The sequence below is a fragment of the Citrobacter enshiensis genome (genome assembly GCF_029338175.1).
In the GTDB taxonomy this organism is placed as follows: Bacteria; Pseudomonadota; Gammaproteobacteria; order Enterobacterales; family Enterobacteriaceae; genus Citrobacter_D; species Citrobacter_D enshiensis.
In genome coordinates this window covers 442,115-468,463 of the sequence record NZ_CP119862.1, presented here as the reverse complement: position 1 = coordinate 468,463, position 26,349 = coordinate 442,115, and the positions used below count along the sequence as shown (strand labels likewise).

The 26,349-nt window shown below is 53.2% G+C and carries 23 protein-coding genes; 8 read left to right on the top strand and 15 right to left on the bottom strand.

The features are described 5' to 3' along the window. Positions 1-2: 2 nt before the first annotated feature. Complete coding sequence (gene rplM / locus P2W74_RS02250; RefSeq protein ID WP_024551131.1) at positions 3-431, bottom strand: 50S ribosomal protein L13; 429 nt, start codon at positions 429-431, stop codon at positions 3-5. A 218-nt stretch (positions 432-649) separates the two neighbouring features. Next, entirely contained in the window at positions 650-1,777 is a 1,128-nt protein-coding gene (zapE, locus tag P2W74_RS02245; protein WP_276293723.1) for a cell division protein ZapE, read from the bottom strand. Between the two features lie 192 nt (positions 1,778-1,969). Here zapE and zapG point away from each other — a divergent pair, with 192 nt between their 5' ends. The 3 genes from zapG to degS all read left to right on the top strand — a co-directional run bounded on the left by zapG (position 1,970) and on the right by degS (position 5,063). Continuing rightward, positions 1,970-2,368, top strand: a complete 399-nt coding sequence (zapG, locus tag P2W74_RS02240) for a Z-ring associated protein ZapG (RefSeq protein ID WP_203359810.1) — start codon at positions 1,970-1,972, stop codon at positions 2,366-2,368. A 167-nt stretch (positions 2,369-2,535) separates the two neighbouring features. Then, complete coding sequence (degQ, locus tag P2W74_RS02235) at positions 2,536-3,903, top strand: serine endoprotease DegQ (RefSeq protein WP_276293722.1); 1,368 nt, start codon at positions 2,536-2,538, stop codon at positions 3,901-3,903. Positions 3,904-3,995: 92 nt separating this feature from the next. Further along, a complete protein-coding gene (degS, locus tag P2W74_RS02230) occupies positions 3,996-5,063 on the top strand; it encodes an outer membrane-stress sensor serine endopeptidase DegS (RefSeq protein ID WP_276293721.1) in 1,068 nt (355 codons plus the stop codon). A gap of 73 nt (positions 5,064-5,136) precedes the next feature. Here degS and mdh read toward each other — a convergent pair whose 3' ends face one another. After that, positions 5,137-6,075 (bottom strand): malate dehydrogenase, encoded by a 939-nt coding sequence (gene mdh / locus P2W74_RS02225; protein ID WP_276293720.1) that lies wholly within the window; start codon positions 6,073-6,075, stop codon positions 5,137-5,139. 415 nt (positions 6,076-6,490) lie between these two features. On the opposite strand from mdh, the gene argR reads away from it, so the two are divergent. The 3 genes from argR (at position 6,491) to yhcN-B (ending at position 7,968) form a co-directional block, all read left to right on the top strand. After that, positions 6,491-6,961, top strand: coding sequence for a transcriptional regulator ArgR (gene argR, locus P2W74_RS02220; protein ID WP_162379319.1), 471 nt, complete (start codon positions 6,491-6,493; stop codon positions 6,959-6,961). Between the two features lie 377 nt (positions 6,962-7,338). Next, positions 7,339-7,602 carry a peroxide/acid stress response protein YhcN gene (gene yhcN, locus P2W74_RS02215; RefSeq protein WP_276293719.1) on the top strand — a complete coding sequence of 88 codons (264 nt, stop codon included), beginning with the start codon at positions 7,339-7,341 and terminating at the stop codon, positions 7,600-7,602. Positions 7,603-7,701: 99 nt separating this feature from the next. Next, on the top strand, positions 7,702-7,968 hold the full coding sequence (gene yhcN-B / locus P2W74_RS02210) for a DUF1471 family stress response protein YhcN-B (protein ID WP_162379317.1): 267 nt from the start codon (positions 7,702-7,704) through the stop codon (positions 7,966-7,968). Between the two features lie 63 nt (positions 7,969-8,031). Here yhcN-B and P2W74_RS02205 read toward each other — a convergent pair whose 3' ends face one another. The 4 genes from P2W74_RS02205 to aaeX all read right to left on the bottom strand — a co-directional run bounded on the left by P2W74_RS02205 (position 8,032) and on the right by aaeX (position 11,545). Beyond that, a complete protein-coding gene (locus P2W74_RS02205) occupies positions 8,032-8,304 on the bottom strand; it encodes a barstar family protein (RefSeq protein ID WP_203359808.1) in 273 nt (90 codons plus the stop codon). 124 nt (positions 8,305-8,428) lie between these two features. Further along, positions 8,429-10,396 carry a p-hydroxybenzoic acid efflux pump subunit AaeB gene (gene aaeB / locus P2W74_RS02200; RefSeq protein WP_276295114.1) on the bottom strand — a complete coding sequence of 656 codons (1,968 nt, stop codon included), beginning with the start codon at positions 10,394-10,396 and terminating at the stop codon, positions 8,429-8,431. A gap of 5 nt (positions 10,397-10,401) precedes the next feature. Further along, positions 10,402-11,334 (bottom strand): p-hydroxybenzoic acid efflux pump subunit AaeA, encoded by a 933-nt coding sequence (aaeA, locus tag P2W74_RS02195; protein ID WP_276293718.1) that lies wholly within the window; start codon positions 11,332-11,334, stop codon positions 10,402-10,404. Positions 11,335-11,341: 7 nt separating this feature from the next. Then, positions 11,342-11,545, bottom strand: coding sequence for a p-hydroxybenzoic acid efflux pump operon protein AaeX (aaeX, locus tag P2W74_RS02190; RefSeq protein WP_162379314.1), 204 nt, complete (start codon positions 11,543-11,545; stop codon positions 11,342-11,344). Between the two features lie 182 nt (positions 11,546-11,727). Here aaeX and aaeR point away from each other — a divergent pair, with 182 nt between their 5' ends. Beyond that, the gene (gene aaeR / locus P2W74_RS02185) at positions 11,728-12,657 is read left to right on the top strand and encodes an HTH-type transcriptional activator AaeR (protein WP_276293717.1); all 930 of its coding nucleotides are present in this window, start codon (positions 11,728-11,730) and stop codon (positions 12,655-12,657) included. Between the two features lie 94 nt (positions 12,658-12,751). On the opposite strand, the gene tldD is transcribed toward aaeR, so the two are convergent. The 8 genes from tldD to csrD all read right to left on the bottom strand — a co-directional run bounded on the left by tldD (position 12,752) and on the right by csrD (position 25,059). Beyond that, a complete protein-coding gene (gene tldD / locus P2W74_RS02180; RefSeq protein WP_276295113.1) occupies positions 12,752-14,197 on the bottom strand; it encodes a metalloprotease TldD in 1,446 nt (481 codons plus the stop codon). A 75-nt stretch (positions 14,198-14,272) separates the two neighbouring features. After that, a complete protein-coding gene (gene yhdP / locus P2W74_RS02175) occupies positions 14,273-18,079 on the bottom strand; it encodes an AsmA2 domain-containing protein YhdP (RefSeq protein ID WP_276293716.1) in 3,807 nt (1,268 codons plus the stop codon). A gap of 58 nt (positions 18,080-18,137) precedes the next feature. After that, positions 18,138-19,607 carry a ribonuclease G gene (gene rng, locus P2W74_RS02170; protein WP_192613665.1) on the bottom strand — a complete coding sequence of 490 codons (1,470 nt, stop codon included), beginning with the start codon at positions 19,605-19,607 and terminating at the stop codon, positions 18,138-18,140. Then, positions 19,597-20,190: a Maf family protein gene (locus P2W74_RS02165; protein WP_276293715.1), complete on the bottom strand. Its 594-nt coding sequence runs from the start codon at positions 20,188-20,190 to the stop codon at positions 19,597-19,599. The genes rng and P2W74_RS02165 overlap by 11 nt, the downstream gene beginning before the upstream one ends. Positions 20,191-20,198: 8 nt before the next feature. Then, complete coding sequence (gene mreD, locus P2W74_RS02160) at positions 20,199-20,687, bottom strand: rod shape-determining protein MreD (protein WP_276293714.1); 489 nt, start codon at positions 20,685-20,687, stop codon at positions 20,199-20,201. Continuing rightward, positions 20,687-21,703 (bottom strand): rod shape-determining protein MreC, encoded by a 1,017-nt coding sequence (gene mreC, locus P2W74_RS02155; protein ID WP_276293713.1) that lies wholly within the window; start codon positions 21,701-21,703, stop codon positions 20,687-20,689. The genes mreD and mreC overlap by 1 nt, the downstream gene beginning before the upstream one ends. Before the next feature lie 64 nt (positions 21,704-21,767). Further along, positions 21,768-22,811: a rod shape-determining protein MreB gene (gene mreB, locus P2W74_RS02150; RefSeq protein WP_000913396.1), complete on the bottom strand. Its 1,044-nt coding sequence runs from the start codon at positions 22,809-22,811 to the stop codon at positions 21,768-21,770. A 307-nt stretch (positions 22,812-23,118) separates the two neighbouring features. Further along, on the bottom strand, positions 23,119-25,059 hold the full coding sequence (gene csrD, locus P2W74_RS02145) for an RNase E specificity factor CsrD (RefSeq protein WP_276293712.1): 1,941 nt from the start codon (positions 25,057-25,059) through the stop codon (positions 23,119-23,121). Between the two features lie 268 nt (positions 25,060-25,327). Here csrD and acuI point away from each other — a divergent pair, with 268 nt between their 5' ends. Beyond that, positions 25,328-26,302, top strand: coding sequence for an acrylyl-CoA reductase (NADPH) (acuI, locus tag P2W74_RS02140; RefSeq protein WP_276293711.1), 975 nt, complete (start codon positions 25,328-25,330; stop codon positions 26,300-26,302). Positions 26,303-26,349 lie beyond the last annotated feature (47 nt).

The window sequence follows — 26,349 nt, the reverse complement described above, 5'->3', positions numbered from 1 at the left end:
GATTAGATGTCAAGAACTTGCGGTTGCTGTGCCGCATGGTTGTGCTCATTGCCCGCGTAAACTTTCAGTTTACGGTACATAGCACGACCCAGCGGGCCTTTTGGCAACATGCCTTTAACCGCGATTTCAATCACACGCTCAGGACGGCGGGCAATCATCTCTTCAAAGGTCGCTTGTTTGATACCGCCGATGTGGCCAGTGTGGTGATAGTACACTTTGTCAGTACGCTTGTTGCCGGTTACAGCAACTTTGTCAGCGTTCAGAACGATGATGTAATCACCGGTATCTACGTGCGGAGTGTATTCCGCTTTGTGCTTACCGCGCAGGCGACGAGCCAGTTCAGTAGCAAGACGGCCCAGAGTTTTACCGGTCGCGTCAACAACATACCAGTCGCGTTTTACGGTTTCTGGTTTAGCTGTAAAAGTTTTCATTAAAAGCTTACCCAAATAAATAAGTTACACGTTGGTGAACACCCAAACGTTTAGTTAGTTGAGGTTCACACGACATTGTCCAGCAAACCTACCCCTTCGAATAGCCTATGCCGGCGCAGAGAAAGTTTTGGGAAAAAAACTCTCTTGTAACGTGGGGTCGCAAGATTATAGAGAAGTCGGGGTCAAAGATCGACCCCTTTATGTGATTTGCCACAGGTTTAACCGGCGAGGTGTTCCCGCTTCAGGTACACCTCGCTCTGCATCTCCTGTAAACGCGAGAGGCAGCGCTGGAATTCGAACTTCAGGCGCTCGCCCTGATAAATTTCATATAAAGGCACCGCGGCACTAACCACCAGTTTGACGTGGCGTTCATAAAACTCATCCACCAGAGCAATAAAGCGGCGTGCCTCACTCTCCATCAACGGCGTCATCACAGGGACATCAAACAACAACACCGTGTGGTAAAGACGCGACAACGCAATGTAGTCATGCTGGCTGCGGGCATCCACGCACAGCGTGGAGAACGAGACCGCCAGCGTTTGGTTTTCGACTCCCTGGGTGGCGAGCGGACGATGGTTAACTTCCAGCACCGGCGCGTGCTCACGCCTTGTTCCCGCAAGCGCCAGCCAGAGCGAATCCATCTGCTGTTGCGTGTCATCGTTAAGCGGGGCGAGCCACAAATGCGCCTGAGTCAGCGTACGCAGGCGATAATCGACCCCGGCGTCCACATTCATAATGTCGCAGTGCTGTTTTATCGCGTCGATGGCCGGGAGAAAACGCGCGCGCTGTAGACCGTTACGGTATAAGTCATCCGGCGGAATGTTGGATGTTGCCACCAGCGTGATACCGCGAGCAAACAGCGCCTTCATTAATCCACCGAGCAGCATCGCATCGGTGATATCCGAGACAAAAAACTCATCAAAACAGAGCACATCCGTCTCTGCTTTAAAACGGTCGGCAACGATCTCCAGCGGATCGCTTTTCCCCTGGAGGGCGGTCAGTTCTTCATGTACACGCAGCATAAAGCGATGGAAATGCAGTCGCTGTTTACGTTCGCCCGGCAGACTGTGATAAAACAGATCCATCAGCCAGGTTTTCCCGCGCCCTACCCCGCCCCACATATACAGACCGCGCACCGGTAAACGTGCTGCTGGCTCACGTTTTCCCAACAATTTGCCAAAACGGGCCATCAGTCCGCTGGCCTGTGGCTCAGGGGACTCGCTGCTCGTCAGTTCCTGGTAAATAGTTTCCAGCCGGTTAACCGCTTCTTTTTGCACGTCGTCGGGTTGATGGCTTCCCTCGTCGAGGGCATGGAGGTAACGCGATGTCGGGGAAAAGCTTTGCATGATGTTATTGTTATTCCTTGAGAATCGGTGTGCCGTCGTTCACGGTTGACGAAAAAAAGGCCGTTCTACACTACGCGATATAAAGTCGGGATTCCACTTCTACGGGATTAGCGGTTATAGTGGCATAATCAGGCGCAGGCATGGAGCCTAAAGCCAACACCCTACGGAAACAAAAGACAACGGGAGATGTTCATGACCTGGGAATATGCGCTAATTGGGTTAGTCGTCGGTATCATCATTGGTGCCGTAGCCGTGCGTTTTGGTAATCGTAAATTACGTCAACAGCAGGCATTGCAGTACGAACTGGAAAAGAACAAAGCTGAGCTGGAAGAGTATCGTGAAGAGTTGGTCAGCCACTTTGCCCGCAGCGCTGAGCTGCTGGATACCATGGCGCATGATTATCGCCAGCTGTATCAACACATGGCAAAAAGCTCCAGCAGCCTGCTGCCGGAACTGACTGCGGAAACTAACCCGTTCCGTAATCGCCTGGCGGAGTCTGAAGCCGGTAACGATCAGGCACCGGTTCAGATGCCACGTGACTATTCCGAAGGGGCGTCAGGCCTGCTGCGTGCAGGTGCCAAACGCGGTTAACCATGTAACGTAAATAATTTTATTGGGCGCAGTCATTGCGCCCTCTCTTCTCTCCTGTCCCAGCTATTATTTAGTCAGCAGTCTCATTGTTGCCAGGTCGAAAATTCAATAACATCAAACTGTTTTGAATCGCCTTTCCTTTCACTCAAGGTACGAGAGCAGGATCCATGAAAAAACAAACCCAGTTGTTGAGTGCATTAGCGTTAAGTATCGGTTTAACGCTCTCAGTGCCGTTTCAGGCCCTCGCGTCAATACCGGCACAAATTCCTGGCCAGGCAGCGCTGCCAAGCCTCGCCCCAATGCTGGAAAAAGTACTGCCTGCTGTGGTTAGCGTAAGAGTCGAAGGAACGGCAGCCCAGGGGCAAAAAGTCCCGGAAGAGTTCAAAAAATTTTTTGGCGATGAGTTGCCTGACCAGCCGTCACAGCCTTTCGAAGGTTTAGGCTCTGGGGTCATCATTGATGCCGCGAAAGGATATGTCCTGACCAATAATCACGTTATCAGTCAGGCGCAGAAGATCAGCGTCCAGTTAAATGACGGGCGCGAGTTCGATGCCAAACTGATCGGCAGTGACGATCAAAGTGATATCGCTCTGCTGCAAATTCAGAAAGCCAGTAATCTGACGCAAATTGCCATCGCCGACTCCGACAAGTTGCGCGTAGGGGACTTTGCCGTCGCCGTAGGTAATCCGTTTGGGCTGGGGCAAACGGCGACATCCGGTATTGTGTCAGCACTGGGGCGTAGCGGGCTGAATCTGGAAGGGCTGGAAAACTTTATTCAGACTGACGCATCCATCAACCGCGGTAACTCCGGCGGCGCTCTGCTCAACCTGAACGGCGAGCTGATCGGTATTAACACCGCTATCCTCGCCCCTGGCGGCGGCAGTATCGGGATTGGGTTTGCTATCCCGAGCAACATGGCGCGCACGCTGGCGCAGCAGTTGATCCAGTTCGGGGAAATCAAGCGGGGCCTGCTGGGCATTAAAGGCACGGAAATGACTGCCGATATCGCCAAAGCGTTCAAACTTGACGTACAGCGCGGCGCATTTGTCAGCGAAGTGCTGCCAAACTCGGGTTCCGCAAAGGCGGGGGTGAAGTCCGGAGATGTCATCACCAGTCTTAACGGGAAGCCACTCAACAGTTTTGCAGAGTTACGCTCGCGTATTGCAACAACGGAGCCAGGCACCACCGTGAAACTGGGTCTGTTGCGTGACGGTAAACCACTGGAGGTCGACGTTACCCTGGACTCCAACACATCATCATCCGCCAGTGCTGAGATGATCGCCCCTGCGCTGCAAGGCGCTACGTTGAGCGATGGTCAATTGAAAGACGGCAGCAAAGGCATCAAGATTGATAATGTTGAAAAAAGCAGCCCTGCCGCTCAGGCGGGTTTACATAAAGATGACGTCATTGTCAGTGTAAACCGCGATCGTGTGAACTCTATTGCCGAGATGCGCAAGGTGCTGGAGGCAAAACCGTCAATCATTGCCCTGCAAATCGTTCGCGGTAATGAGAGCATTTATTTGCTCTTACGTTAAGTCCGTCGTGAACCGGACATCAGCCTCGCGTGTGATGTCCGGTAAACTCATGGTATGCTGCTGCCGTTCCCTTTTTTAATGACGCCTCCATCATGTTTGTGAAGCTCTTACGTTCAGTCGCGATTGGTTTAATTGTCGGCGCCATTTTGTTGGCTGCTATGCCGTCGCTGCGCAAAATAAATACCCTTACGGCTCCGCAATTCGACAGTACCGATGAGACGCCCGCCAGTTACAACTCGGCGGTTCGCCGTGCAGCGCCAGCCGTCGTTAACGTCTATAACCGCAGTATGAACAGCACGGCGCATAACCAGCTTGAGATCCGCACGCTGGGCTCCGGTGTGATCATGGATCAGCGCGGTTATATCATCACGAACAAGCATGTCATTAACGACGCCGATCAGATAATCGTCGCCCTACAGGATGGACGCGTGTTTGAGGCGCTGCTGGTGGGGTCCGATACGCTGACCGATTTGGCCGTGTTAAAAATCAGTGCCGCCGGTGGGCTCCCGACGATTCCGATAAACTCGCGCCGTACGCCGCATATCGGCGACGTCGTTCTGGCTATCGGCAACCCGTATAACCTCGGACAAACCATCACTCAGGGGATCATCAGCGCTACCGGTCGTATTGGCCTGAACCCTTCCGGGCGCCAAAATTTTCTGCAAACGGACGCCTCCATCAACCACGGTAACTCCGGTGGCGCGCTGATCAACTCGTTGGGTGAGTTGATGGGCATTAACACCTTATCCTTTGATAAAAGTAACGACGGCGAAACGCCGGAAGGCATTGGCTTCGCCATTCCGTTCCAGCTGGCGACAAAAATTATGGATAAGCTTATCCGTGATGGTCGCGTGATCCGTGGCTACATCGGTATTGGCGGCCGCGAAATCGCGCCAATGCATGCCCAGAGCGGTGGGATAGATCAGATTCAGGGAATTGTCGTCAACGAAGTCTCACCGGATGGCCCGGCGGCTCAGGCTGGCATTCAGGTCAATGATTTGATCATTTCAGTGAACAATAAACCTGCCGTTTCCGCGCTGGAAACCATGGACCAGGTGGCTGAAATTCGCCCAGGCTCGGTGATCCCCGTGATCGTCATGCGGGATGACAAGCAGCTGACGCTGCAGGTCACCATTCAGGAATATCCGGCAACCAACTGAGTATTTCCCAAATCCAGGCACAAAAAAACCGGAGTCGCAATGCTCCGGTTTTTTTTCACTGATGGCGGTTCGCTTACTTATTAACGAACTCTTCGCCCAGAGTGATATCTTTCTTCAGCGTATCCAGCATGCCTTCCATCGCATTTTGCTCAAAGGCACTCAGTTTGCCGATAGACTTACGCTCTTCCACACCGTTTTTGCCCAGCAGCAGCGGCTGTGAGAAGAAACGCGCATACTGGCCGTCGCCTTCAACGTAGGCACATTCCACAACCCCTTTTTCGCCCTGCATCGCGCGAACCAGAGACAGGCCAAAGCGTGCTGCAGCCTGACCCATAGACAGGGTTGCAGATCCGCCACCGGCTTTTGCTTCAACCACTTCAGTACCCGCGTTCTGGATACGTTTGGTCAGGGCAGCGACTTCTTCTTCGGTGAAGCTAACGCCCGGGATTTGCGACAGCAGTGGCAGAATAGTCACACCAGAGTGTCCGCCGATTACCGGCACTTCAACTTCCGTCGGCAGCTTGCCTTTCAGTTCCGCAACAAAGGTGTTGGAGCGGATGATGTCCAGCGTGGTCACGCCAAACAGTTTGTTCTTGTCGTAAACACCGGCTTTCTTCAGGACTTCTGCAGCGATAGCGACAGTGGTGTTCACCGGGTTGGTGATAATACCCACGCACGCTTTCGGACAAGTTTTCGCAATCTGCTGGACCAGGTTTTTCACGATACCGGCGTTAACGTTAAACAGGTCGGAACGATCCATACCCGGTTTGCGCGCTACGCCAGCAGAGATCAGAACCACATCAGCGCCTTCCAGTGCTGGGGTTGCGTCTTCGCCACAGAAACCTTTGATCTTCACAGCAGTTGGGATATGGCTCAGGTCAGTGGCCACACCTGGGGTCACTGGAGCGATGTCGTACAGGGAGAGTTCTGAACCTGAAGGCAGTTGATTTTTTAACAGTAATGCTAGCGCCTGACCGATACCGCCAGCTGCGCCGAGGACTGCAACTTTCATCCTAAACTCCTTATTATATTGATAAGCTAAGTGTTTATTGCTCCGCGGCGGCGACCTTAATTCACAAAATTAACGATTACAATACTCACGTGCCAATAATGCGGAGTCACGCGAATTTGGCTTTTATGCATTTAATTTACGTAATCCAAAGCCACTGCAGCAGTAGAGCAACTTTTCCACAAGTGCGGACAATATACCCTACTCCCCCTTCAAAACAACATCAATTTGATAACATTTAATTTACTTTTAACCTTATTTGCGAGCCGTGACACAGGCATGTTTCTTGATAACGAAATTTGATAAAATTCCGCTCTTTCATAACATTATTTCAGCCTCGAACAAGGCAGACTGTTTGCATAAAAATTCATCTGTATGCACAATAATGTTGTTTCTACCGCCATATTACGGGTGACTTATGCGAAGCTCGGCAAAACAAGAAGAATTAGTAAAGGCGTTTAAAGCGCTGCTTAAAGAAGAAAAATTCAGCTCACAGGGTGAAATCGTCCTCGCGTTGCAGGATCAGGGCTTTGATAACATCAATCAGTCCAAAGTCTCACGCATGCTGACCAAGTTCGGCGCCGTGCGAACCCGCAACGCAAAAATGGAGATGGTGTACTGCCTCCCGGCAGAGTTGGGTGTCCCCACGACATCCAGCCCGTTAAAGAACCTGGTATTAGATATCGATTTCAATGATGCCGTTGTCGTGATCCATACCAGCCCTGGCGCAGCGCAACTGATCGCACGCCTGCTGGACTCACTGGGCAAAGCGGAAGGTATCCTCGGGACAATTGCGGGCGATGACACCATTTTCACAACCCCAGCCAATGGCTTCTCGGTGAAAGATCTGTACGAAGCGATTCTCGAACTGTTCGAACAAGAGCTGTAACCCCTCTCCCCGCCGCCACACACGGCGGGGAAAATCCTGTCTTTCTCTCTGCTTTACGCGCACTTTCACTGCTTTTGATTTAACGAATAGTGCGTTTAATCGCTGAGACACATTCACGCAGTCAATGATAAAGCCCGGAATCGCACATTTCGTTAAAATCCATATCTATATGAATTTATTAAATTTAAATCAAAAACCTCGTCATCAGAAACATTTTTAATTCCATGACATTATAAAAACTGATTTTTTTAATACTTAATTACCCACTTAACAATTAGCAGGGTATTAATTGATGGCGTTACTAGTGTATACTTTATTTTGTGATGAGGGTCACGAAACAAAGGACCCCAATAAAAGAATTCGACGAGGTAAATATCATGAAAATCAAAACAGCGGTTGCAACGTTAAGTATTCTCTCTGTTCTCTCATTCGGTGCATTCGCCGCAGATTCTATCAATGCCCAGCAGGCGCAAAACCGCGAAGCTATCGGTTCCGTTTCCGTCAGCGCGATCGGCTCTTCACCGATGGACATGCATGAAATGCTGAATAAAAAAGCGGAACAACAAGGCGCCTCCGCGTATCAGATCACCGAAGCACGTAGCGGTAGCCACTGGCACGCCACTGCTGAACTGTACAAATAAGGCTCGCCTGTCATCGCTAATGCAAACAATAACTCGCGGGAATATCGCATAAGAACGCCCTTCAAACCGCTGAGTTAACCGTATTGAGGAATGTAAACTATGAACACTAAATATCTTATCGCTTCACTCGGCCTGGCTTCTGTTCTCTCTTTCGGCGCAAACGCCGCCGTACACCAGGTCAATGCGCAAGAAGCACAAAATCTGCAATCCATGGGCAGTATCTCTGTTTCTCAGATTGGTAGCTCCCCGATGGATATGCGTCAGGAACTCGCCGCTAAAGCGGAGAAAGCTGGCGCCAGCAGCTATCGTGTGGTTGAACTGAAAGAAGGTTCACAGTGGCACGCCACGGCAGAACTCTACAAATAAACCCTTGTCGTCTAGCCCGACGATTTCGCCCCCTCCTGTCGGGGGCTTTTTTATGCCTGACGCTTAGAGCCGAACGTTAAAACGTAACTGCCCTTCCAGCTCTTCTTCTGCTTCATCGAACAGCAAAATCAACGCTCCATAACGTCGGCGCTGTTTTTCAGGTAGATGAACAAACTCTATTTCCAGCGGTAACGGCAACACTTCGCCGATCACTATCTCCCACAGAGAATCCAGATCGCTGATCTGTTCTCTGGCAATACCAAACATCCGCGCAAACTCACGGTAAAAATCACTCTGGTTTTCTATCTCATCAAAATCAAAGGTATAGATATTCATTACCCGCCACCACCTCCGGTAAGCGCTTTCGCAACCCACCAAACTACCCGCCACGACTATTCCTGCACATCGGTTAAGTATAGCCATAAAAAAACCGACGCTTTTGGCGTCGGCTTTTCCGTGTTTAGTTATCCGTCAGGGCATGCTGATACTTATGCAACATGCCAGAGAGTCGTTTTACCGGTTCCGTGACCTGCGGTGGCGCTTCCCAGATGCGCAGTTTTTCCTGATAGATATCGAGTTCCTCAAGAAGTTGTCCGAAGTATCGCCGACGCTTGTCGTCGCTACTGGCGGAAATCACGCGATCGGCGGTACGGCGAAGCTGACGGTGGAAAATAGAGAGATCGTCATTCACCGGAACCGGCGCGTCACGAAGACGTTGATGCGCAATGATCATCGTCAGCGCCAGACGGAACTTGGGTAAATCCCCAGGGAATTTGTTCATCAGCAAAAACAGCTGCTGATAGAGTGCCGGAAGATGGTTTTGCTTACGGCGAACAACATTGGTGGTCATCGCCGAGACGGCCGCCGAAACAAACTGATTGAGCAACACGCGACCGGTCCTGTCACGAGAGTTATCCCGCACCAGTAAGATCACGATAAACGCCAGCATACAGCCGACAATCTGCCCCAATGCGCTGTCCAGAAACTGGCTGAAATGGAAGGTCATGGGGTTGTCGAGCACAATGATGTTAATGGTGCTCGCCAGTGCCCCCATCGAACCCAGGCGGCGTTTCTGGACTTCGATTCCCAGAAAGAATCCCAGTACCGCCAGACTCAGACAGAGCAGCAACATACTTTGTTGGGTGTTAGGGATGATCACCAGAAAATAGAGTAACCCCAACGGCAGCGCCGCCAGCGTCCCGTAGATAAAGTCGATCGCGACCATTCGCGGATTCGGCAATCGCATCGCCAGTGAGGTCACTACCGCAATCATCACCATCGCTCCGCTACCAGACGTCCATCCTGTCCACAGCCAGAACAACGTCCCCAGCACGCATGACAAGGTGGTGCGCCAGAAGTTGACCATCGCATGGTGACGCTCGGCAGACTCCACCTTCACCACGGGCTCGCCCTGTAAAATCTCTTCTTCGGTCGCACTGATTTTCGTATTACCCACCACACCGCGTTTCAATAACAGATACCGCGTGGCTGCCCCGACCCAGGTGTACAGGGTCACCGGCGTTTCCCGCTCACCCGTCCAGGCGATCACGCGACGCATGCGCTTGAGCTGCCGGTGAACATCCTGCGCAGTTTCAACGGGGGTTTCAAACAACTCACGAAACGTATCGGTGATCAATTCCGGACGCGTATTTTGAATCATATAGGTTTCGCAGGATTGCGTGATCAGCGTCAGAGAGAGCGTATTGAGCGCCTTCAGACGTCGGTTAGCACGCCCCCAGCGCGAGGACTCCATGTTCAGATTGCTGCGCATGCCATCCAGTGCCGCAGTACGCCGTACAAGCGCGCTCCAGGCCCGGTCCACTTCCTCACTGTCACCGTGCTTAATGCACAGTTGCATCAGTTGATACTGCGCGATGAGCAGATTATCCAGTTCAAGATCAACCTCTTGCTTCACCGATCGTGGAGAGAAAATCAGATCCGCGACGATGGCACAGACGATGCCAATCACAATCTCGCTACAGCGCTCAAGGGCGAACTGCGGCGTCAATAGCGGTTCCGTTTGAATAGTGATGACGATAATGAGTGCGGTATACCCCGAAAGCCCCCACGCGTAGGAGTTTTCAAGACGCACCAGAGAGGAGATCCAGGTGCAAAATCCCGCCCAAATACAGCACACCAGAATCATCAGCAGCGGTGCGCGAATCATGGTGATGATGATCGCCAGCGCGGCGATACAACCGATAAAGGTTCCGATGATGCGCAACATACCGCGATAGCGGATGGCGCCGGAATACGGTTCGCCTCCGGCAGCAAATGCCGGCCCCGCCGCAACAAGTGCCGCAGTCAGTACTGCCCAGCGCGGCGTTTCAAGCTGAAAGTGAAAGCCAACAAACAGAGCCAGCACAATCGCGCACGCCAGCTTTATCGCAAAGCGAACGTGTTGGCTGGCGATGGTGAACATCCCCATCATGATTAACCAAACTCGCGCAGACGATGCGCTAATTTGCGAAAGAAGGAATCCTGACTTTCATCACGATCCTGCTGGCCGGTGATCACGACAGTCGCCGTTGTACCTGCTGGCCAGAGATTGTTCTGCTGGTCATCAAGACGGATCCGCACCGGAACACGCTGCGCCAGTCGCACCCATTCGAGGTTGGAATCAATGGTCGCCATGCCCTTCGCATCGCGGGTACTGCTGGCATTTGTGACCCCCGCCGCCACGCTGTCCACACTTCCTTTTAACACCCGATTACTGCCCAGCGGCGTAATTTCCGCACGATAGCCCGGATGAACGCCCTCCAGCTTGGTTTCTTCCATATACGCCAGGACATAAAAAGAGTTCTGTTTCACCAGAGCAACTGCCGTGGAACCACGGGTAATAAACTCACCGGTATAGACGTTCAGGTTGGTTATCCAACCGTCTGCCGGTGCGCGAATAACGGTCCGTTCGAGATCTAATTTCGCCAGGTCACGAGTGGCCTGCGCTCTCGCGAGCTGATGCAATACGGTTTGCAGAACGTTGTTGGCCTGATCGATCTCTTCACGAGACATCGCCTGAACGCCAAGACGATTACGTCGACCGGCCTCCTGGCGTTTTTCCTGCGACAACACCTGGTAATACGCCACATCGGCTTCGGCCTCTTCAAGCGCCTTTTTATAACGTGGCTGATCGATGGTAAACAGCACCTGATCCTTTTTCACCAGTTGGTTATCGCGAACATTCACATGGGTGATAAGCCCTGCCACATCTGGCGCGATAGCCACAACATCCGCGCTGAAACGCGCATCACGCGTCCACGGTGACTCGGTGTAATAGACCCAGGCACGAAAAATGGCGATGAACGCCAGAATGACCAGTATCAGCGTAATGGCCGTGCGGGAGATTTTTCTTGTTAGTGTTTTCACTTCAGCCTCAAACAAACATGCGCGATATCAGATAAAACAGGCAGCAATAGAGCGCGGTATTAAACAGCGCCGGATGCCATACAAAATCATAGATACCTGTCGGTACCAGCACCCGGCGCACCAGCCAGAAAATCGCCAGTGATAAAAGAAGTTCGAAAAATATCGGTGGGAAGGACAGCCCAAACACCACGATAACGGGAAACAGACTCATGTTGACCTTGATTGTAGAGAGAGTGCAGGCGATAGAGTTATTAGCCAATGTCGCCGCAGAGAAGGGCAAGGAAAGCCAGGCGAGAGCGACACTGCTGTTATTTGAATAATAATATATTAGCGTAACTGTTATGCTGTTATCTATAATATGTGATCTAAATCACTTTTAAGCCAGAGTGAATAATGGAACGATTAAAACGGATGTCGGTGTTTGCCAAAGTGGTCGAATTTGGCTCCTTTACCGCCGCTGCCAGACAGCTACAAATGAGCGTCTCCTCCATTAGCCAGACCGTGGCAAAACTGGAAGATGAACTGCAGGTGAAGCTGCTGAACCGCAGTACACGCAGCATTGGCCTTACCGAAGCCGGTAAAATTTACTACCAGGGCTGCCGCCGAATGTTGCATGAAGTCCAGGATGTGCATGAGCAGCTCTATGCGTTTAACAACACCCCTATCGGTACGTTGCGCATCGGCTGTTCTTCAACCATGGCGCAAAATGTCCTTGCCGGACTGACCGCCAGGATGCTGAAGGAATACCCTGGGCTCACGGTGAATCTGGTAACAGGTATTCCAGCTCCTGACCTGATTGCCGACGGTCTGGACGTCGTGATTCGGGTCGGCGCGTTGCAGGACTCGAGCCTGTTTTCTCGCCGTCTGGGAGCAATGCCGATGGTGGTCTGCGCCGCAAAAAGCTATCTCGCACAATTTGGCGTACCGGAAAAGCCCGCCGATCTCAGCAACCACTCCTGGCTGGAATACAGCGTGCGACCGGATAACGAATTTGAGCTGATCGCCCCGGAAGGGATCTCCACCCGGCTAATCCCCCAGGGAAGATTCGTGACCAACGATCCTATGACGCTCAGCCGCTGGCTGACGGTTGGTGCCGGGATCGCCTACGTCCCGCTGATGTGGGTGATCAATGAGATCAATCGGGGAGAGCTTGAGATCTTGCTGCCCCGTTATCAGTCAGATCCTCGTCCGGTCTACGCGCTGTACACCGAAAAAGACAAACTGCCCTTAAAAGTGCAGGTAGTGATCAACTATCTGACAGACTACTTTGTCGACGTGGCGAAGCTGTTTCAGGGGATGTACGGCAGAGGGAAGGAAAAGTAATAACAGGCCCGATGGCGCTACGCTTATCGGGCCTGGAGCAGGAACAAATTTCGTAGGCCGGATAAGGCATCAGCCGCCATCCGGCCTCTGACAATCAGGCAGTACCACCCACCGTCAGATTATCCACCTTCAGCGTCGGCTGACCAACGCCTACCGGCAGACTTTGCCCTTCCTTACCACAGACGCCAACACCGTTATCCAGTTTCAGGTCATTGCCGACCATCGAAATTTGCTGCATGGCTTCGATACCTGAACCAATCAGCGTGGCGCCTTTAACCGGCTTCGTCACTTTTCCGTTTTCGATCAGATAGGCTTCTGAGGTCGAGAACACAAACTTACCGGAAGTGATGTCCACCTGGCCGCCGCCAAAATTAGGTGCGTAGATCCCGTATTCAACCGATTCGATAATTTCCTGCGGCGTGGATTTTCCTGGCAACATGTAGGTGTTGGTCATACGCGGCATCGGCAGGTGCGCATAAGACTCACGACGCCCATTCCCTGTAGGCGCAACGCCCATCAAACGCGCATTCAGTTTATCCTGCATGTACCCTTTCAGGATGCCGTTTTCGATCAATACGTTGTACTGTCCCGGCGTCCCTTCGTCATCGATGGCGACAGAGCCACGGCGGTCAACCATCGTGCCGTCGTCAACCACGGTACAAAGCTCAGAAGCCACCAGCTCACCCATATGGCCGCTGAAAACTGATGTACCACGACGGTTGAAATCGCCTTCCAGTCCGTGCCCTACCGCTTCGTGCAGCAACACGCCCGGCCAGCCTGCGCCCAATACCACCGGCAGCGTTCCCGCCGGCGCGGCAACCGCTGAGAGATTCACCAGTGCCATACGTACCGCTTCTTTTGCCCACGCATCCGCGCGCACTTCGCCGTCCAGCGAGCCTAAGAAGAACTCATAGCCAAAACGACCGCCGCCGCCGCTGGCGCCGCGCTCGCGTTTACCGTCCTCTTCAACCTGTACGCTGACAGACAGGCGCACCAGCGGGCGAACATCTGCCGCCAGCGTACCGTCGGTCGCAGCAACCAGAATAAGCTCATAAACGCCGGTCAGGCTGGCAGTCACTTCCTGCACACGTTTGTCGGCTTCACGCGCCACTTTGTCCACACGGCGTAGAATGTCCAGCTTCTCTTCACGGCTCATGCTCTGCAGCGGATCAGCGGAGGTATAAAGTGCCTGATGCTCCACGGCAGCCAGCGTTTTCACTTTGCCGTCCCCGTTTTCCCGCACAATGGTACGTGCCGCGTGAGCACTTTGTTCAAGCGCCAGCAGGCTTATCTGATCCGCGTAAGCAAATCCGGTTTTTTCACCGCTGATCGCACGTACACCAACGCCCTGATCGATGTTGTAAGAACCATCTTTAATGATGCGGTCTTCTAAAACCCAGGATTCGTGATAGCTCGACTGAAAATAGAGATCGCCGTAATCAAGACGGCGTTCGGCCAGTTGGCCCAGAATAGCGAACAGATCCTGATGTTTCAGGCCATTCGCCGCTAGCAATTGTTCACTTACCAGGTTCAGACTCATCGTTTTGCTACTCATTAGTTACTGCGGTAGAAGATCTATTTACTGAGATTGGGGCAATTACTCGCCCCCGTCAAATCATTGCGGGCTTTCTTTACGCGCCTGGCGCAGGACTTCGTTAATCTGCGGTTTGTCTACCGGACCCGTGATGCGGTAGCGCAGAATCGACACTTTGCTCCACAACGGCCCCAGCACTTTACTGGCGGCAAACACTGCCGCGCCGACGATTGGGTTAACCGCAAACGCAGCCGCTACGCCTACCGTCGCGGAGATCTCCGGTGCCACAACCGCCTCCAGATTGAGCTCCCGACGCACCAGATTCACCGACCCCTTCATGGCGATATCGGCTTCCAGGCCATCCACTAGCGTGTCGTCTGTATTCAGAACACCGTCTTTAATCCACGCCGTGCTGCGAATGGAATCGAAATAAAAACCTTCGTTAAAGGTGTCACTGAAATCAAAACGCAGCTTACGCAACAGGGCATCAAAGCTCAGCAAACGCAGTAATTGACCGGCATGACCAGTACTCAGCTCCGTGATTTCACCTTTGCCAAGATGCACTTTTAAAATACCGTTAAGCGAGGCTTCTTCGGGCTGCCACGGCGGGTTACGCCAGTGCAGATCGTAGTCCACATTAAACGACGCATTGCGAATAGGGGTTGAGAAACCAAAGAATCCCGCAGCGGCGTCAATCTTGCTACCGCGCAGTTTACCCTTAAACGATGTGCGTTCACGGTCTGGGATATTCACCCACTCGCCGTCTACCGTCAGTCGGGCGAAACCGGTATCCAGTAACCCGTTAGACAGCGTCAGCGTGTCGCCTTTGATGTCAACATCCCCGTCGATACGCCCGTATTTTTGTCCCCACATCCAGCACTCTTCACAGCGCAGTTGTACGTCCGGCCAGCCACGGAAACTCACTCTGTCATTCGACGAGAACGGTGACGGTGACGGTGACGGCGCACTTCCGCTACTCTTCGCTACGCTCGGGTTGTAATAGAGGTACTTAATATTTGCCAGCCATGGCGCGTTATTACGCATCGCCAGCGTGGCGTTGATCTCTCGCCCTTGTGCGGCGACCTGAGAGCCATTCGGCGAAGGTTCTGAGACAATACTCAGGTTATTCCACTGCTGCCCGCCAAGTGACAGAGAAGGCGTACGCAGCGTAATACGCTGAGGGAAATTTGCATTGGCACCGACATTATCTGCCGCACCTTTCTGGAACAGCGCCAACCATTCTGCACCATCCATGGCCGGCAGGTTTAGTTCGACGCCTTCTTTCTCCGGCAGTTGCGGCGTTGTGTGGCTGTCGGTTGTCCAGATAGCGCGGTCCAGCGTCAATTTGTGATTCAGCAGCCAGCGCGTATTAAAATGGTTTTTATTGCCTGCGCTGCCTGTCAGGTCGAAACTCTGCAAGTTACCCGTTGCTTTAATATTCACAGGCAACGGCTCACCGGGCTGTTTATTTAACGGTGCAGGTAAGTGACTACTTACATTCCGCAGATCGCCTGTCATGTCGATGTTGTACGTCGCACCTGCGTGATACGGGAGATCGATCCCCACTTTGCCGTTCCACGCCATGCTGCCGTTTAACGCACCATTGACTTGCTCTGGCAGCACGCCCATGCGGGTTGGCTGCCAGTTGCCCTTGAGATTGACCGCAACCTGATAGGCTTTCGCGCCTTCGTTGGTAGAGAAATCCACATTCAACGGCTGATTAAACCAGTTTGCCGTCAGCGGCTGGCTCTTGAGATTGCCATTCACAAAACTGAATTTGCCAGTCAGATTTTTCAGCGTGCTGTCGAGCGGTTGAATGAACAAGCTATTGTTGTTCAATGAAACATCGCCCTTCGCCGTCACCTGCTCACCATCCAGCGGGATGTCGAGATGTAAGCGAGCATTCACATCACCGTCAATCTGGAGTTGTTCCAGCGTCGCGCCGAGAGAATCCTTCAGTGGCGTTTCGTCGAAATAGGGACCGACCGCTTTACCTGGCCCCTTGATATCCGCATCAATCAGCAGTTTTTCTTTGCTGTAGTCAGGGATATTCGCCGTCAAATTGCTGGCCCTGACGCCGCCCAGATTGACGCCATCGGTCTTCATCCACAGGCCATCGTTCAGGAAGTTGAGCTCAATATTGAGATCTGTCAGCGCGGGCCAGTCCGGCTGAAACGCAAATTTCGCATTACGCAGCGGCACCAGTACCTGGAACTGACCTTCGTTATGTTTATACGGGAACAGACGCGGATTACCGCCATAGACCAGCGTGGCATTATCCGCCTGGCCACCCTGAATCGCGCCACTGAGATAGTCGACCAGCGCAGTGCCCATCAAGTTTTCCGGGAAGTAGCGCCAGGCCTGAGAACCGTCGTCCGTGCTGATGCCCGCCAGAATGCCTAGCCAGGGTTCATCGCCCGCAGGTTGCAGATAACGGAAACCACCGCGCGCATGGACAGCTTTTGCCTTAACGTCAATATTTCGCCCGTCTAACTGAAAACCTTTATCGTTCTTCAGCCAGTTCAATGTCGCTACGCCATGTTCAATTTCCAGGGGTGCGCGGAAAACGGTTTCATACGGCATTTTGGCCTGTTGCATCGAGGCCGTCAGCGCGCCATTTTCAACGCTCCCCGACAGCGTGCCGGAGAAATTCTCCGCACCGGGTAACAGTTTCCATTGTTTCCAGGCCAGATCATTCCATGAGGCCTGGAAGCGGGTTTTTTCAGTCGCCTGTAAGGGAATGTCCAGCGCCAGGATGTCAATCTTTCCGCTCGGCTGTGTGGCTTGCCAGATGTCGCCCAGGGCAGGGGAGAGTTTTGCGACGACAGGGCGCAACCCATCCATATCGGACAGTTCAAGGTTACTGGCTCGAATACGTAATTCATCACTACGTTTATTGTTCTGCCCGCCCACTTCCTGTTCCGGAACCCAGGCTAAAGTCAGCGCCCCACGCGGCCAGGGCTTGTTATCCAGCGTTATGCTGGTATTCGGAATATAAAATTGCCAACCGGGCTGTTCGCGGCTGATATGCGCGGTCAGATTGTCGACGGAAAAGGAGTGCGCATTATTGTCACCCTTCCAGGTCGCACCGCCCTGTTTGAGCCAGATATCGCCGCCGGAGACTTCGCCTTTGCTAAGCGTCATCCATCCTTCCAGGCTAAAACGTGCCGTCTGTAACGCCACATTGTCCTGCATCCATTTACCCAGCCACGGCTTCACGTCGATGTCATCAGCCTGTAACCAGACCCGGCCATTGTTCAGTAGCCCTTCATCGTCTCGCAGATCCATACGAACCTGCATTACGCCATGCTGTCCGGTGAGACTGGAGAGGCTAACCTGCCCTTCGGCGCGGTGTCTGTCTTTGCCGTTTAGCCAGGTAAGTTGCGGGATCGCCAGTTCAGCGCGCTGGCCTGAAAGGGTGAGAAAACTGATTTGGCTGTCGCGCAGATCGAAGTGATCAAACTGGCGCAGGAAGAGATCGCTAATGCGGTTGGTTTCAAACCCGTCACTGCTCTCGTTGCGTTGGATCGGCGTATTGGTGCGGATATTCAACTGCCAGAAGGTCAGGTCGCGAAACTGCCAGCGCATGTTCAGCAGACTTTGCCAGACATCCAGGGCCAGTGTGACGCGCTTTACGGAGAGTTCACCGCCATCTTTCAGCCTGGCGTGAATATCCCTCGCCTCGAGTGTGGGACCGAAGTTTTGCCAATTGGCGCTCAGTTGGCTGGCAGCAACAGGGATCCCCGTTGCCGACTCAATCCTGGTAAGGATCGTCGGTCGCCAGCTGTCCAGATGGGGCAACGCAAGGCGCAGTCCACTGACCAGCAGCGCTGCGACAACGACGAGCGCGGCTCCAGTGAGCAATAATATCCCCGGCAATCGCCTCACGCGTCTCTCCTTGTCTACCCAAAAACAAGCCGCCAGTTATCTGCGGCTTATTGCCTGTTTACATCATGACCACGTCAAATTGCTCCTGGTTATAGAGCGGTTCAATTTGCACTTTGACCTGCTTGCCGACGAAGATTTCCACTTCTGCCAACGCATGCGACTCCTCGCCTTTCAACGTCTCCGCAACGGAAGGAGAAGCATAGACCAGGAATCGGTCTGAATCGTAAGCATGATGAACGCGGACAATTTCACGCATAATCTCGTAGCAGACGGTTTCGACCGTTTTCACCGTACCGCGCCCATGGCAAGTCGGACACTCATTGCATAGCACATGTTCCACACTTTCACGCGTACGCTTGCGCGTCATCTCCACCAGCCCCAACTGCGAAAAGCCGTTGATGCTGGTCTTCACGCGATCTTTGCTGAGCGCCTGCTCCAGTGAATGCAGCACGCGGCGTCGGTGATCTTCATTATTCATGTCGATAAAATCGATAATGATAATCCCGCCCAGATTGCGCAATCTCAGCTGCCGGGCAATGGCCTGCGTCGCTTCAATGTTGGTATTGAAGATGGTGTCATCGAGGTTTCGATGCCCGACAAACGCGCCAGTATTAATATCAACGGTGGTCATGGCTTCAGTCTGATCGATAATCAGATAGCCGCCAGATTTCAGCTCAACTTTACGCTCCAGTGCCCGCTGGATCTCATTTTCGACATCAAAGAGATCAAAAATGGGCTGACGTCCACTGTAGTGCTCCAGCTTGCTGGTCATTTCTGGAATATATTCTGCGGTGAATTCCAGCAGTGCCTCGTAAGTCAGGCGCGAATCCACACGGATCCGGTCGAGCTGTGCGTCGGCAAAATCACGTAAAACACGCTGTGCCAGCGCCAGTTCGCCATACATCTGATAGCGGGTTTGCGGGCGCTTTTTGCGCTCCATGACTTTGGTCCAGACGCGTTTGAGATAGGCGGCATCTGATGCCAGATCCTCTTCGCATACCCCTTCCGCCGCCGTACGAATGATAAATCCGCCCTGCTCGTCGCAATAATCAGCGACCACATTTTTCAGGCGTTCACGTTCGGCTTCGCTTTCAATACGCTGAGAAACGCCAACGTGTGACGCACCCGGCATAAAGACGAGATAACGGGAAGGCAGCGTAATGTCCGTGGTCAGGCGGGCGCCTTTGGTGCCGAGCGGATCTTTAACCACCTGTACCATCAGATCCTGCCCCTGACGCACCAGCTCAGAGATGTCACGTACGGTGAAGTTTTTTTGTTCCTCACCGGCCACGCACTCGGTGTGTGGCATAATGTCTGAAGCGTGAAGAAATGCGGCTTTATCCAGTCCAATATCTACAAAAGCCGCCTGCATACCCGGAAGTACGCGACTCACACGACCTTTGTAGATATTGCCTACTATTCCGCGTCGCGCCTCACGTTCAATATGAATTTCCTGAAGAATACCGCCATCAATGTACGCCACTCGTGTTTCCGATGGCGTTACGTTTACCAACAATTCAGCCGTCATGTGTATCCCTTTTCTCACGCAGTGAGTTAAAATTACTCAGCAACTCATACGTTTCAACCAGCGGTAAGCCGACCACGGCGTGATAGCTGCCATTTATCTTCCTGACAAAACAGCCACCCAACCCCTGAATACCGTATGCACCTGCTTTATCCATCGGTTCACCGCTGGCGACATAGCCTGCGATGTCCTCGTCGGTCAGTGCTCTGAAGGTCACCTCTGTCACCACCAGGCAGTCCAGCACGTACTGGCTGTCAGCCAGTGCAACGGCAGTCATCACCTGGTGCGTTTTTCCGGACATTTTGCGCAACATCTGCGTCGCGTGCGCAGCATCACGTGGTTTTTCCAGCACTTCACCACCCAGGATAACGATGGTATCTGCCCCCAGCACCGGTAAATCACGCGGCGTTTGCGCCACGCCCGCTTGCGCCTTTTCTCGCGCCAGACGAGAGACATACTGTTGAGCGCTTTCTCCCTCACGACGTTTTTCTTCAACACCGGTAAGGATACGTTCAAAAGAGACGCCAAGCTGCGTTAACAACTCCTGACGACGCGGAGAACCGGAAGCTAAATACAGAGAAGTCATAAAAACCTTTATTGCACCGCGAACTGCTGACGCACTTTACGCATCAGCAAAAATAACCATGGCCAGAGCACACCATTGACTACACTACTCCAGAATACTTCAGGTCTGAAAGAGACATTGATCACTAAAAACTCGGCCCAGAAAACAATAATATCGACGACCAGAGAAAGTAGCATAACCACCAGCGCCTGCTGCCAGAGCGCCAGGTTTCGGAATAGCTGGAATTTCAGTGCAACCAAATAGGCGATGATGCTCATTGACAAAGCCCGCACGCCAAGCGTTGAGCCGCTGATCAAATCCAGTATGGCACCCATCACAAATCCCGTACCGACATTTACGCGGTGCGGTAGCGCGAGAGTCCAGTACAGCAAAATGAGCAGCACCCAGTTTGGCCGGAAGACGATAATGTCGTCCGGCCAGGGCATGACTTGCAGCAACAGTGCGATAAGAAACGAGAGCCAGATAACCCAGCGTCCCTGGCTACGATAGCTTGCCACTATTGCCCTCCCGGCGCGCGGGGCGGTGGCGTCGTCGCATCCGCTGGCGGTTGGGTTATCCCTGTCGCTGGAGCTGGAACGGGCGCAGGCGGCCCCATCGCGTCTGGCGCAGGAAGAACTTGCGGCATCATCTGCATCAGGCGTTCATTTGCTACACGGTGTACTTCTTCCGGCGTCATTGGGTTCGCGCCGTTACGGTCAGCGCCCCACAGCAACAGCAGGTAACGCAGGCGCTGTAAACCCGCCGTCGGACGGGCCTGAATCACGGTGTAAGCACGCTGCGTATCCAGCTTAACGGAAGAGACCACCGCAACCGGATACCCTTCCGGGAACCGACCACCCAGACCGGATGTCACCAGCACATCGCCAACGCGAATATCGGTATTGGCCGGTAAATGCTCAAGCTGCAAATCATCAGTGCAACCATTGCCCGCAGCGATAACGCGAATATCGTTACGCAGTACCTGAATCGGCAGCGCATGCGTCGCGTCGCAAATTAGCAGTACACGGCTGGTCAGTTTTGCTACCGCAACAACCTGACCGACCACGCCTTTGTCGCTGATGACCGGCTGGCCTTCATAAACGCCGTTAACGCTGCCTTTGTCGATCACCACCTGATCGCTGTAAGGGTCGTTCACCGTTGAGATGACCTGAGTCACCATCTTTTGCTCATCCTGACGCAGCGGCGATCCCAGCAGCTCGCGCAAGCGCGCGTTCTCCTGTTTATATTGCCCCAGCATCAGTATTTCGCTGTTTTTCAGCAGCAGTTCCTGCCGCAACGCCCGGTTTTCAAGTTCGAGTTGGTCACGCGATGCCAGCGTTTGCGATACGCCGTCGAGTAATTCCCGGGGACCATTTGAAATAAAGTAGAAAGGACTGACGGCGGTATCCATGTACGTTCGAATTTGACTGAACGTACCCAGGCGGCTGTCGGCAATAATCACGCCGAGCGCAACCAGCACCGCCAGAATGAGGCGAATCTGTAGCGACGGGCCACGGCTAAAAATGGGCTTCATAGGCTATGCGTATTCTCGTGTCAGAGCGGAAGGGCAGCCCACGGGCTACCCTGCCTGCACTCGACTACTCTTCGCTAAACAGATCGCCGCCGTGCATGTCGATCATTTCCAGCGCCTTGCCGCCGCCGCGCGCCACACAGGTCAGCGGATCTTCAGCAACAACGACTGGGATACCGGTCTCTTCCATTAACAGACGGTCAAGGTTACGCAGCAATGCGCCACCGCCGGTCAGAACCATACCACGCTCGGAGATGTCGGACGCCAGCTCTGGCGGGCACTGTTCCAGTGCAACCATCACCGCGCTCACGATACCAGTCAGCGGTTCCTGCAGCGCTTCCAGAATCTCGTTTGAGTTCAGGGTAAAGCCACGCGGAACGCCTTCAGCCAGGTTACGGCCGCGAACTTCGATTTCGCGCACTTCGTCGCCCGGATAGGCGGAGCCGATTTCGTGTTTAATACGCTCTGCGGTGGCTTCACCGATCAGAGAGCCGTAATTACGACGTACGTAATTGATGATCGCTTCGTCGAAGCGGTCGCCGCCAATACGCACGGAAGAAGAGTAAACCACACCGTTCAGGGAGATAACCGCAACTTCAGTGGTACCGCCACCGATATCGACAACCATAGAACCGGTTGCTTCGGAAACCGGCAGACCGGCACCAATGGCCGCCGCCATCGGTTCTTCAATCAGGAACACTTCACGAGCGCCTGCGCCCTGAGCGGATTCACGAATCGCACGACGTTCAACCTGAGTCGCGCCAACCGGAACACACACCAGTACGCGAGGGCTTGGACGCATAAAGCTGTTGCTGTGCACTTGCTTGATAAAGTGCTGGAGCATTTTTTCAGTCACGAAGAAGTCAGCGATAACGCCGTCTTTCATTGGGCGAATCGCAGCGATATTGCCCGGCGTACGCCCCAGCATCTGCTTCGCGTCATGACCTACTGCAGCCACGCTTTTTGGTGAGCCGGCACGATCCTGACGAATGGCCACAACGGAAGGCTCATTCAATACGATGCCTTGTCCTTTTACATAAATCAGGGTATTCGCGGTACCCAGGTCAATGGACAGGTCATTGGAAAACATGCCACGAAATTTTTTCAACATACTAAGGGATAATCCTGAAAGCTGGGGCGGAAAACAAAATCCGCTTACTTTACCAACCACACGCAGCAGCGACAAGGCGCAAAAATCATCTGCTACGGTGAAAATTAGTGCAGTTCGTTTCCTTTGTTACAAATCTCTGCCTGAGTCCCTCAGGGCTGAGTACATCAGCAGCCATCCTCGCCCGCATTTGCAACCTGTCAAAGGTCATTCACCTGCATATTTGCTGCAACAATCTGGCGAGCAGACAAGCACACCCCCATGAGGCACAGCGCGCGTTATTCTACGTGAAAACAAATTAAACGGCAGGTTAAACCGAGTATCTTTGCGAATATTTTTTCACGTTTGTGTCAAGTGGCTGTGATGAGGCAAAAAAATCGCCCTGTCCGCCCGCCACTCCGCGCTCGGTCAATGTGTGCCACTCGCTACGCGATCGGACGCCCGTGGCGTAAACCTGCGTATGGGTGCCCGTGCAGGCCTCCACCAGACTTTGAACCAACAGCTGGTTCTCCGTTCGCTTCTCAATGTTTCTTACCAGGCCGGGATGCAGCTTGAGCAATTCGACATTGAGTTCTTTAATCCAACTGGTGCTTACCAGCGTCAAACCCGCCTGCGTAACCGCCACCCGAACGCCAAGCGCGTTCACCAGACGAATCACAGGCTGTAACCGGCTGATGTGTTGACACACATCTGCCTCTGCAAGTTCAATAATTATGCGTTTCCGATACGATTTTTCACACTGCATCAAGGTATCACGCAACCAGCGCTGGAAACGGGGACGAATTAACGACTCCACCGTCACCTGCATGGCCAGGGATTCTTGCGGCCAGTAACCTAATAATGGGATCAGGCGACTGATCTGCAGGCGGTCGTACTCTTCCGACAAGCCAAACTGCAGCACCATCGGCATGTATTCCGCCGCAATCACCTCTTCTTCGCCATCAAAAATGCGACACATCAGTTCCCGATGGTGTACCCGGCCTTCGCGCGTCACCGCCGGTTTTTGATAAATTCGTGGCCCGCCGCGAGTCAGCATCTGCTCAATGAGTGTACGCCAGCGCACGTTGCCACGGCCTTTTTCCGGCAGGGAATCGTCATAAACCGCCCAACTGTTCCCTCCCTGCAATACGGCATTGCGGGTGGCGGCTTCAGCATGTTCCATCACTTGTTCCGTTGACTGCCCGCTGCGCCAGGCGCAAATACCAATATGCACCATATCGTCACGATCGAGCATTTTATTCACCGGTAACGCGTCGACCGCTTTTAGCAGCTGCCCGGCAATACTTTCAGATTCTTTCAGTGTGCGGTGCGGTAATAAAACGGCGAAGTCGCTGCGGTGATAGCGCGCCAGGAGCGAACCTGGGTAGCGCATGATGAATGTCGAGAGCAGATTAATAAGCATGAACAGCTGCTCTTCGGCAAGGTTACGCCCCCCACTGTCGCGCAGAAGATTAAAGTCTGGCAGCCGGATCATCATCACTACGCCATGCGCGCCGACCTTCTCCTGGTCTTCCAGCAACGTCGCCAGTTGGTTATCAAAAAACAGGCGGTTGCCCAGCCCTGTTTTTATATCCTGCGCCGCGTAAGAGCGGATCAACGTATCCAGCCGACTGCGTTGTTCGCGGGCATTCTGAATTTCAGAGAGCAGCATATCGAGCGCGCTACTGGTTCGCGCTGGCCACTCATACACCGAGCCACGCACGTTTGGCCCGCGTTCGCCGTTTAAAATGCGCGTCGAACGCACTTCCAGAAGTTCCTGACCGAAAAGCTGACGCTGCAGCCAACGCACTGCCAGAAACAGCATGAGAATAATGAATCCAATCGCCAGCGTCAGCGGTGCGGTGGTCATCAGCGAATGGAAGTAATTGCCCATGGGATCCTGATACACCAGATGCAATGACATTCCAGGGTGCTTCACCAAAGGCACCGTCAGCTCACGGTAAAGATGATTGGTGCCTGCCGGACGATAGCTGCCGTGACGTGAATAGCTGTAAACCTGCTTTGTTCCCTGCAGAATATCGGTGCGCACAATATCGGCCGACATCATCAGTTCGTTAACCTGGGGCGTCAGCGTGACGAAATCGCTGGAGACAAGATGGGTATCGATTGCCGTGGCGACCGCCTGAACGCGGCTGGAGTACTTGTACTGAATGGCGTTGTAGAAACTCAGCGAACTGCCAATGAGCGTCACGAAGATCGTGAGTCCAGTGAGCAGCGTAACAAAGGCTGAAAATTTCGTCGTTAATCGCATCCTTGTGTTAACTCCGATAGTTATAAAGCGGCAAAAAAGTGATAAAGCGACACGAAAACGCAAAACTAAACACGAAATCCGCCCTGTTGCGCAAAGTGTGCGGGCATACTACCAAATCAGGTATATCTGGCAATTTATTGCGCTGAATCGACTTCACGTTTTAATTAGCGAGTATAGTCTTCGTAGATAATTTTCCAATCCACGATGCCCAATGGATTTCGGGTTGCCGCTTGAAAAACGACGGGCACATGCAAATTGAGGACAGGTTATGCAGGCTTTGATCTTAGAACAGCAGGACGGTAAAACCCTCGCATCCGTTCAGACCCTCGAAGAAAGTCGGCTGCCGGAAGGTGATGTGACGGTGGACATACACTGGTCGAGCCTGAACTACAAAGACGCACTCGCCATAACGGGCACAGGTAAAATTATCCGTCATTTTCCGATGATTCCTGGTATTGATTTCGCGGGTACCGTTTGCGCAAGCGAAGATCCCCGTTTTCATGCAGGGCAAGAGGTATTACTGACCGGCTGGGGAGTAGGTGAAAACCACTGGGGCGGTCTGGCAGAACGCGCACGGGTGAAAGGCGACTGGCTGGTTGCCCTTCCGCAAGGGCTGGATGGCCGTAAAGCGATGGTCATCGGCACCGCCGGGTTTACGGCAATGCTGTGCGTAATGGCGCTGGAAGATGCGGGCATTCGCCCTGAAGACGGTGAGATTGTGGTCACTGGCGCCAGCGGCGGTGTGGGCAGTACCGCCGTCGCGCTGCTGCATAAACTGGGTTATCAGGTTGCGGCGGTATCGGGCCGTGAAAGCACCCATGACTACCTGCGTAGCCTTGGCGCCAACCGCATTCTCGGCCGCGATGAATTTGCCGAAACTCGCCCACTGGAGAAACAGCTCTGGGCAGGCGCAATTGATACTGTCGGCGACAAGGTGTTGGCAAAAGTGCTGGCGCAAATGAACTACGGCGGCTGTGTCGCCGCCTGCGGACTGGCGGGTGGGTTTACTCTGCCAACCACGGTAATGCCATTTATTCTGCGTAATGTGCGTTTACAGGGCGTGGATTCGGTCATGACGCCCGCCGCCCGCCGTGCACAAGCATGGAAACGCCTGGTTAACGACCTGCCAGAATCTTTCTATACGCAGGCAGCAACAGAAATTACCCTGGCTGACGCACCGAAGTTCGCTAATGCCATCATTAATAACCAGGTACAAGGCCGCACGCTGGTGAAGGTAAAATAAGGGCGTACGCATCAGAAATTTACACTTAATTAACTAAATTTCGCAGC

Excerpts from the sequence above, each read along its gene's own strand:
- csrD (WP_276293712.1), bottom strand. The coding sequence starts at position 25,059 with ATGCGATTAACGACGAAATTTTCAGCCTTTGTTACGCTGCTCACTGGA.
- yhcN (WP_276293719.1), top strand. The coding sequence starts at position 7,339 with ATGAAAATCAAAACAGCGGTTGCAACGTTAAGTATTCTCTCTGTTCTC.
- mreB (WP_000913396.1), bottom strand. The coding sequence starts at position 22,811 with ATGTTGAAAAAATTTCGTGGCATGTTTTCCAATGACCTGTCCATTGAC.
- degS (WP_276293721.1), top strand. The coding sequence starts at position 3,996 with ATGTTTGTGAAGCTCTTACGTTCAGTCGCGATTGGTTTAATTGTCGGC.
- P2W74_RS02165 (WP_276293715.1), bottom strand. The coding sequence starts at position 20,190 with ATGACTTCTCTGTATTTAGCTTCCGGTTCTCCGCGTCGTCAGGAGTTG.
- argR (WP_162379319.1), top strand. The coding sequence starts at position 6,491 with ATGCGAAGCTCGGCAAAACAAGAAGAATTAGTAAAGGCGTTTAAAGCG.
- aaeX (WP_162379314.1), bottom strand. The coding sequence starts at position 11,545 with ATGAGTCTGTTTCCCGTTATCGTGGTGTTTGGGCTGTCCTTCCCACCG.
- rplM (WP_024551131.1), bottom strand. The coding sequence starts at position 431 with ATGAAAACTTTTACAGCTAAACCAGAAACCGTAAAACGCGACTGGTAT.
- degQ (WP_276293722.1), top strand. The coding sequence starts at position 2,536 with ATGAAAAAACAAACCCAGTTGTTGAGTGCATTAGCGTTAAGTATCGGT.
- P2W74_RS02205 (WP_203359808.1), bottom strand. The coding sequence starts at position 8,304 with ATGAATATCTATACCTTTGATTTTGATGAGATAGAAAACCAGAGTGAT.
- tldD (WP_276295113.1), bottom strand. The coding sequence starts at position 14,197 with ATGAGTCTGAACCTGGTAAGTGAACAATTGCTAGCGGCGAATGGCCTG.
- yhcN-B (WP_162379317.1), top strand. The coding sequence starts at position 7,702 with ATGAACACTAAATATCTTATCGCTTCACTCGGCCTGGCTTCTGTTCTC.
- mdh (WP_276293720.1), bottom strand. The coding sequence starts at position 6,075 with ATGAAAGTTGCAGTCCTCGGCGCAGCTGGCGGTATCGGTCAGGCGCTA.
- zapG (WP_203359810.1), top strand. The coding sequence starts at position 1,970 with ATGACCTGGGAATATGCGCTAATTGGGTTAGTCGTCGGTATCATCATT.
- acuI (WP_276293711.1), top strand. The coding sequence starts at position 25,328 with ATGCAGGCTTTGATCTTAGAACAGCAGGACGGTAAAACCCTCGCATCC.
- rng (WP_192613665.1), bottom strand. The coding sequence starts at position 19,607 with ATGACGGCTGAATTGTTGGTAAACGTAACGCCATCGGAAACACGAGTG.
- mreC (WP_276293713.1), bottom strand. The coding sequence starts at position 21,703 with ATGAAGCCCATTTTTAGCCGTGGCCCGTCGCTACAGATTCGCCTCATT.
- zapE (WP_276293723.1), bottom strand. The coding sequence starts at position 1,777 with ATGCAAAGCTTTTCCCCGACATCGCGTTACCTCCATGCCCTCGACGAG.
- aaeR (WP_276293717.1), top strand. The coding sequence starts at position 11,728 with ATGGAACGATTAAAACGGATGTCGGTGTTTGCCAAAGTGGTCGAATTT.
- aaeB (WP_276295114.1), bottom strand. The coding sequence starts at position 10,396 with ATGGGGATGTTCACCATCGCCAGCCAACACGTTCGCTTTGCGATAAAG.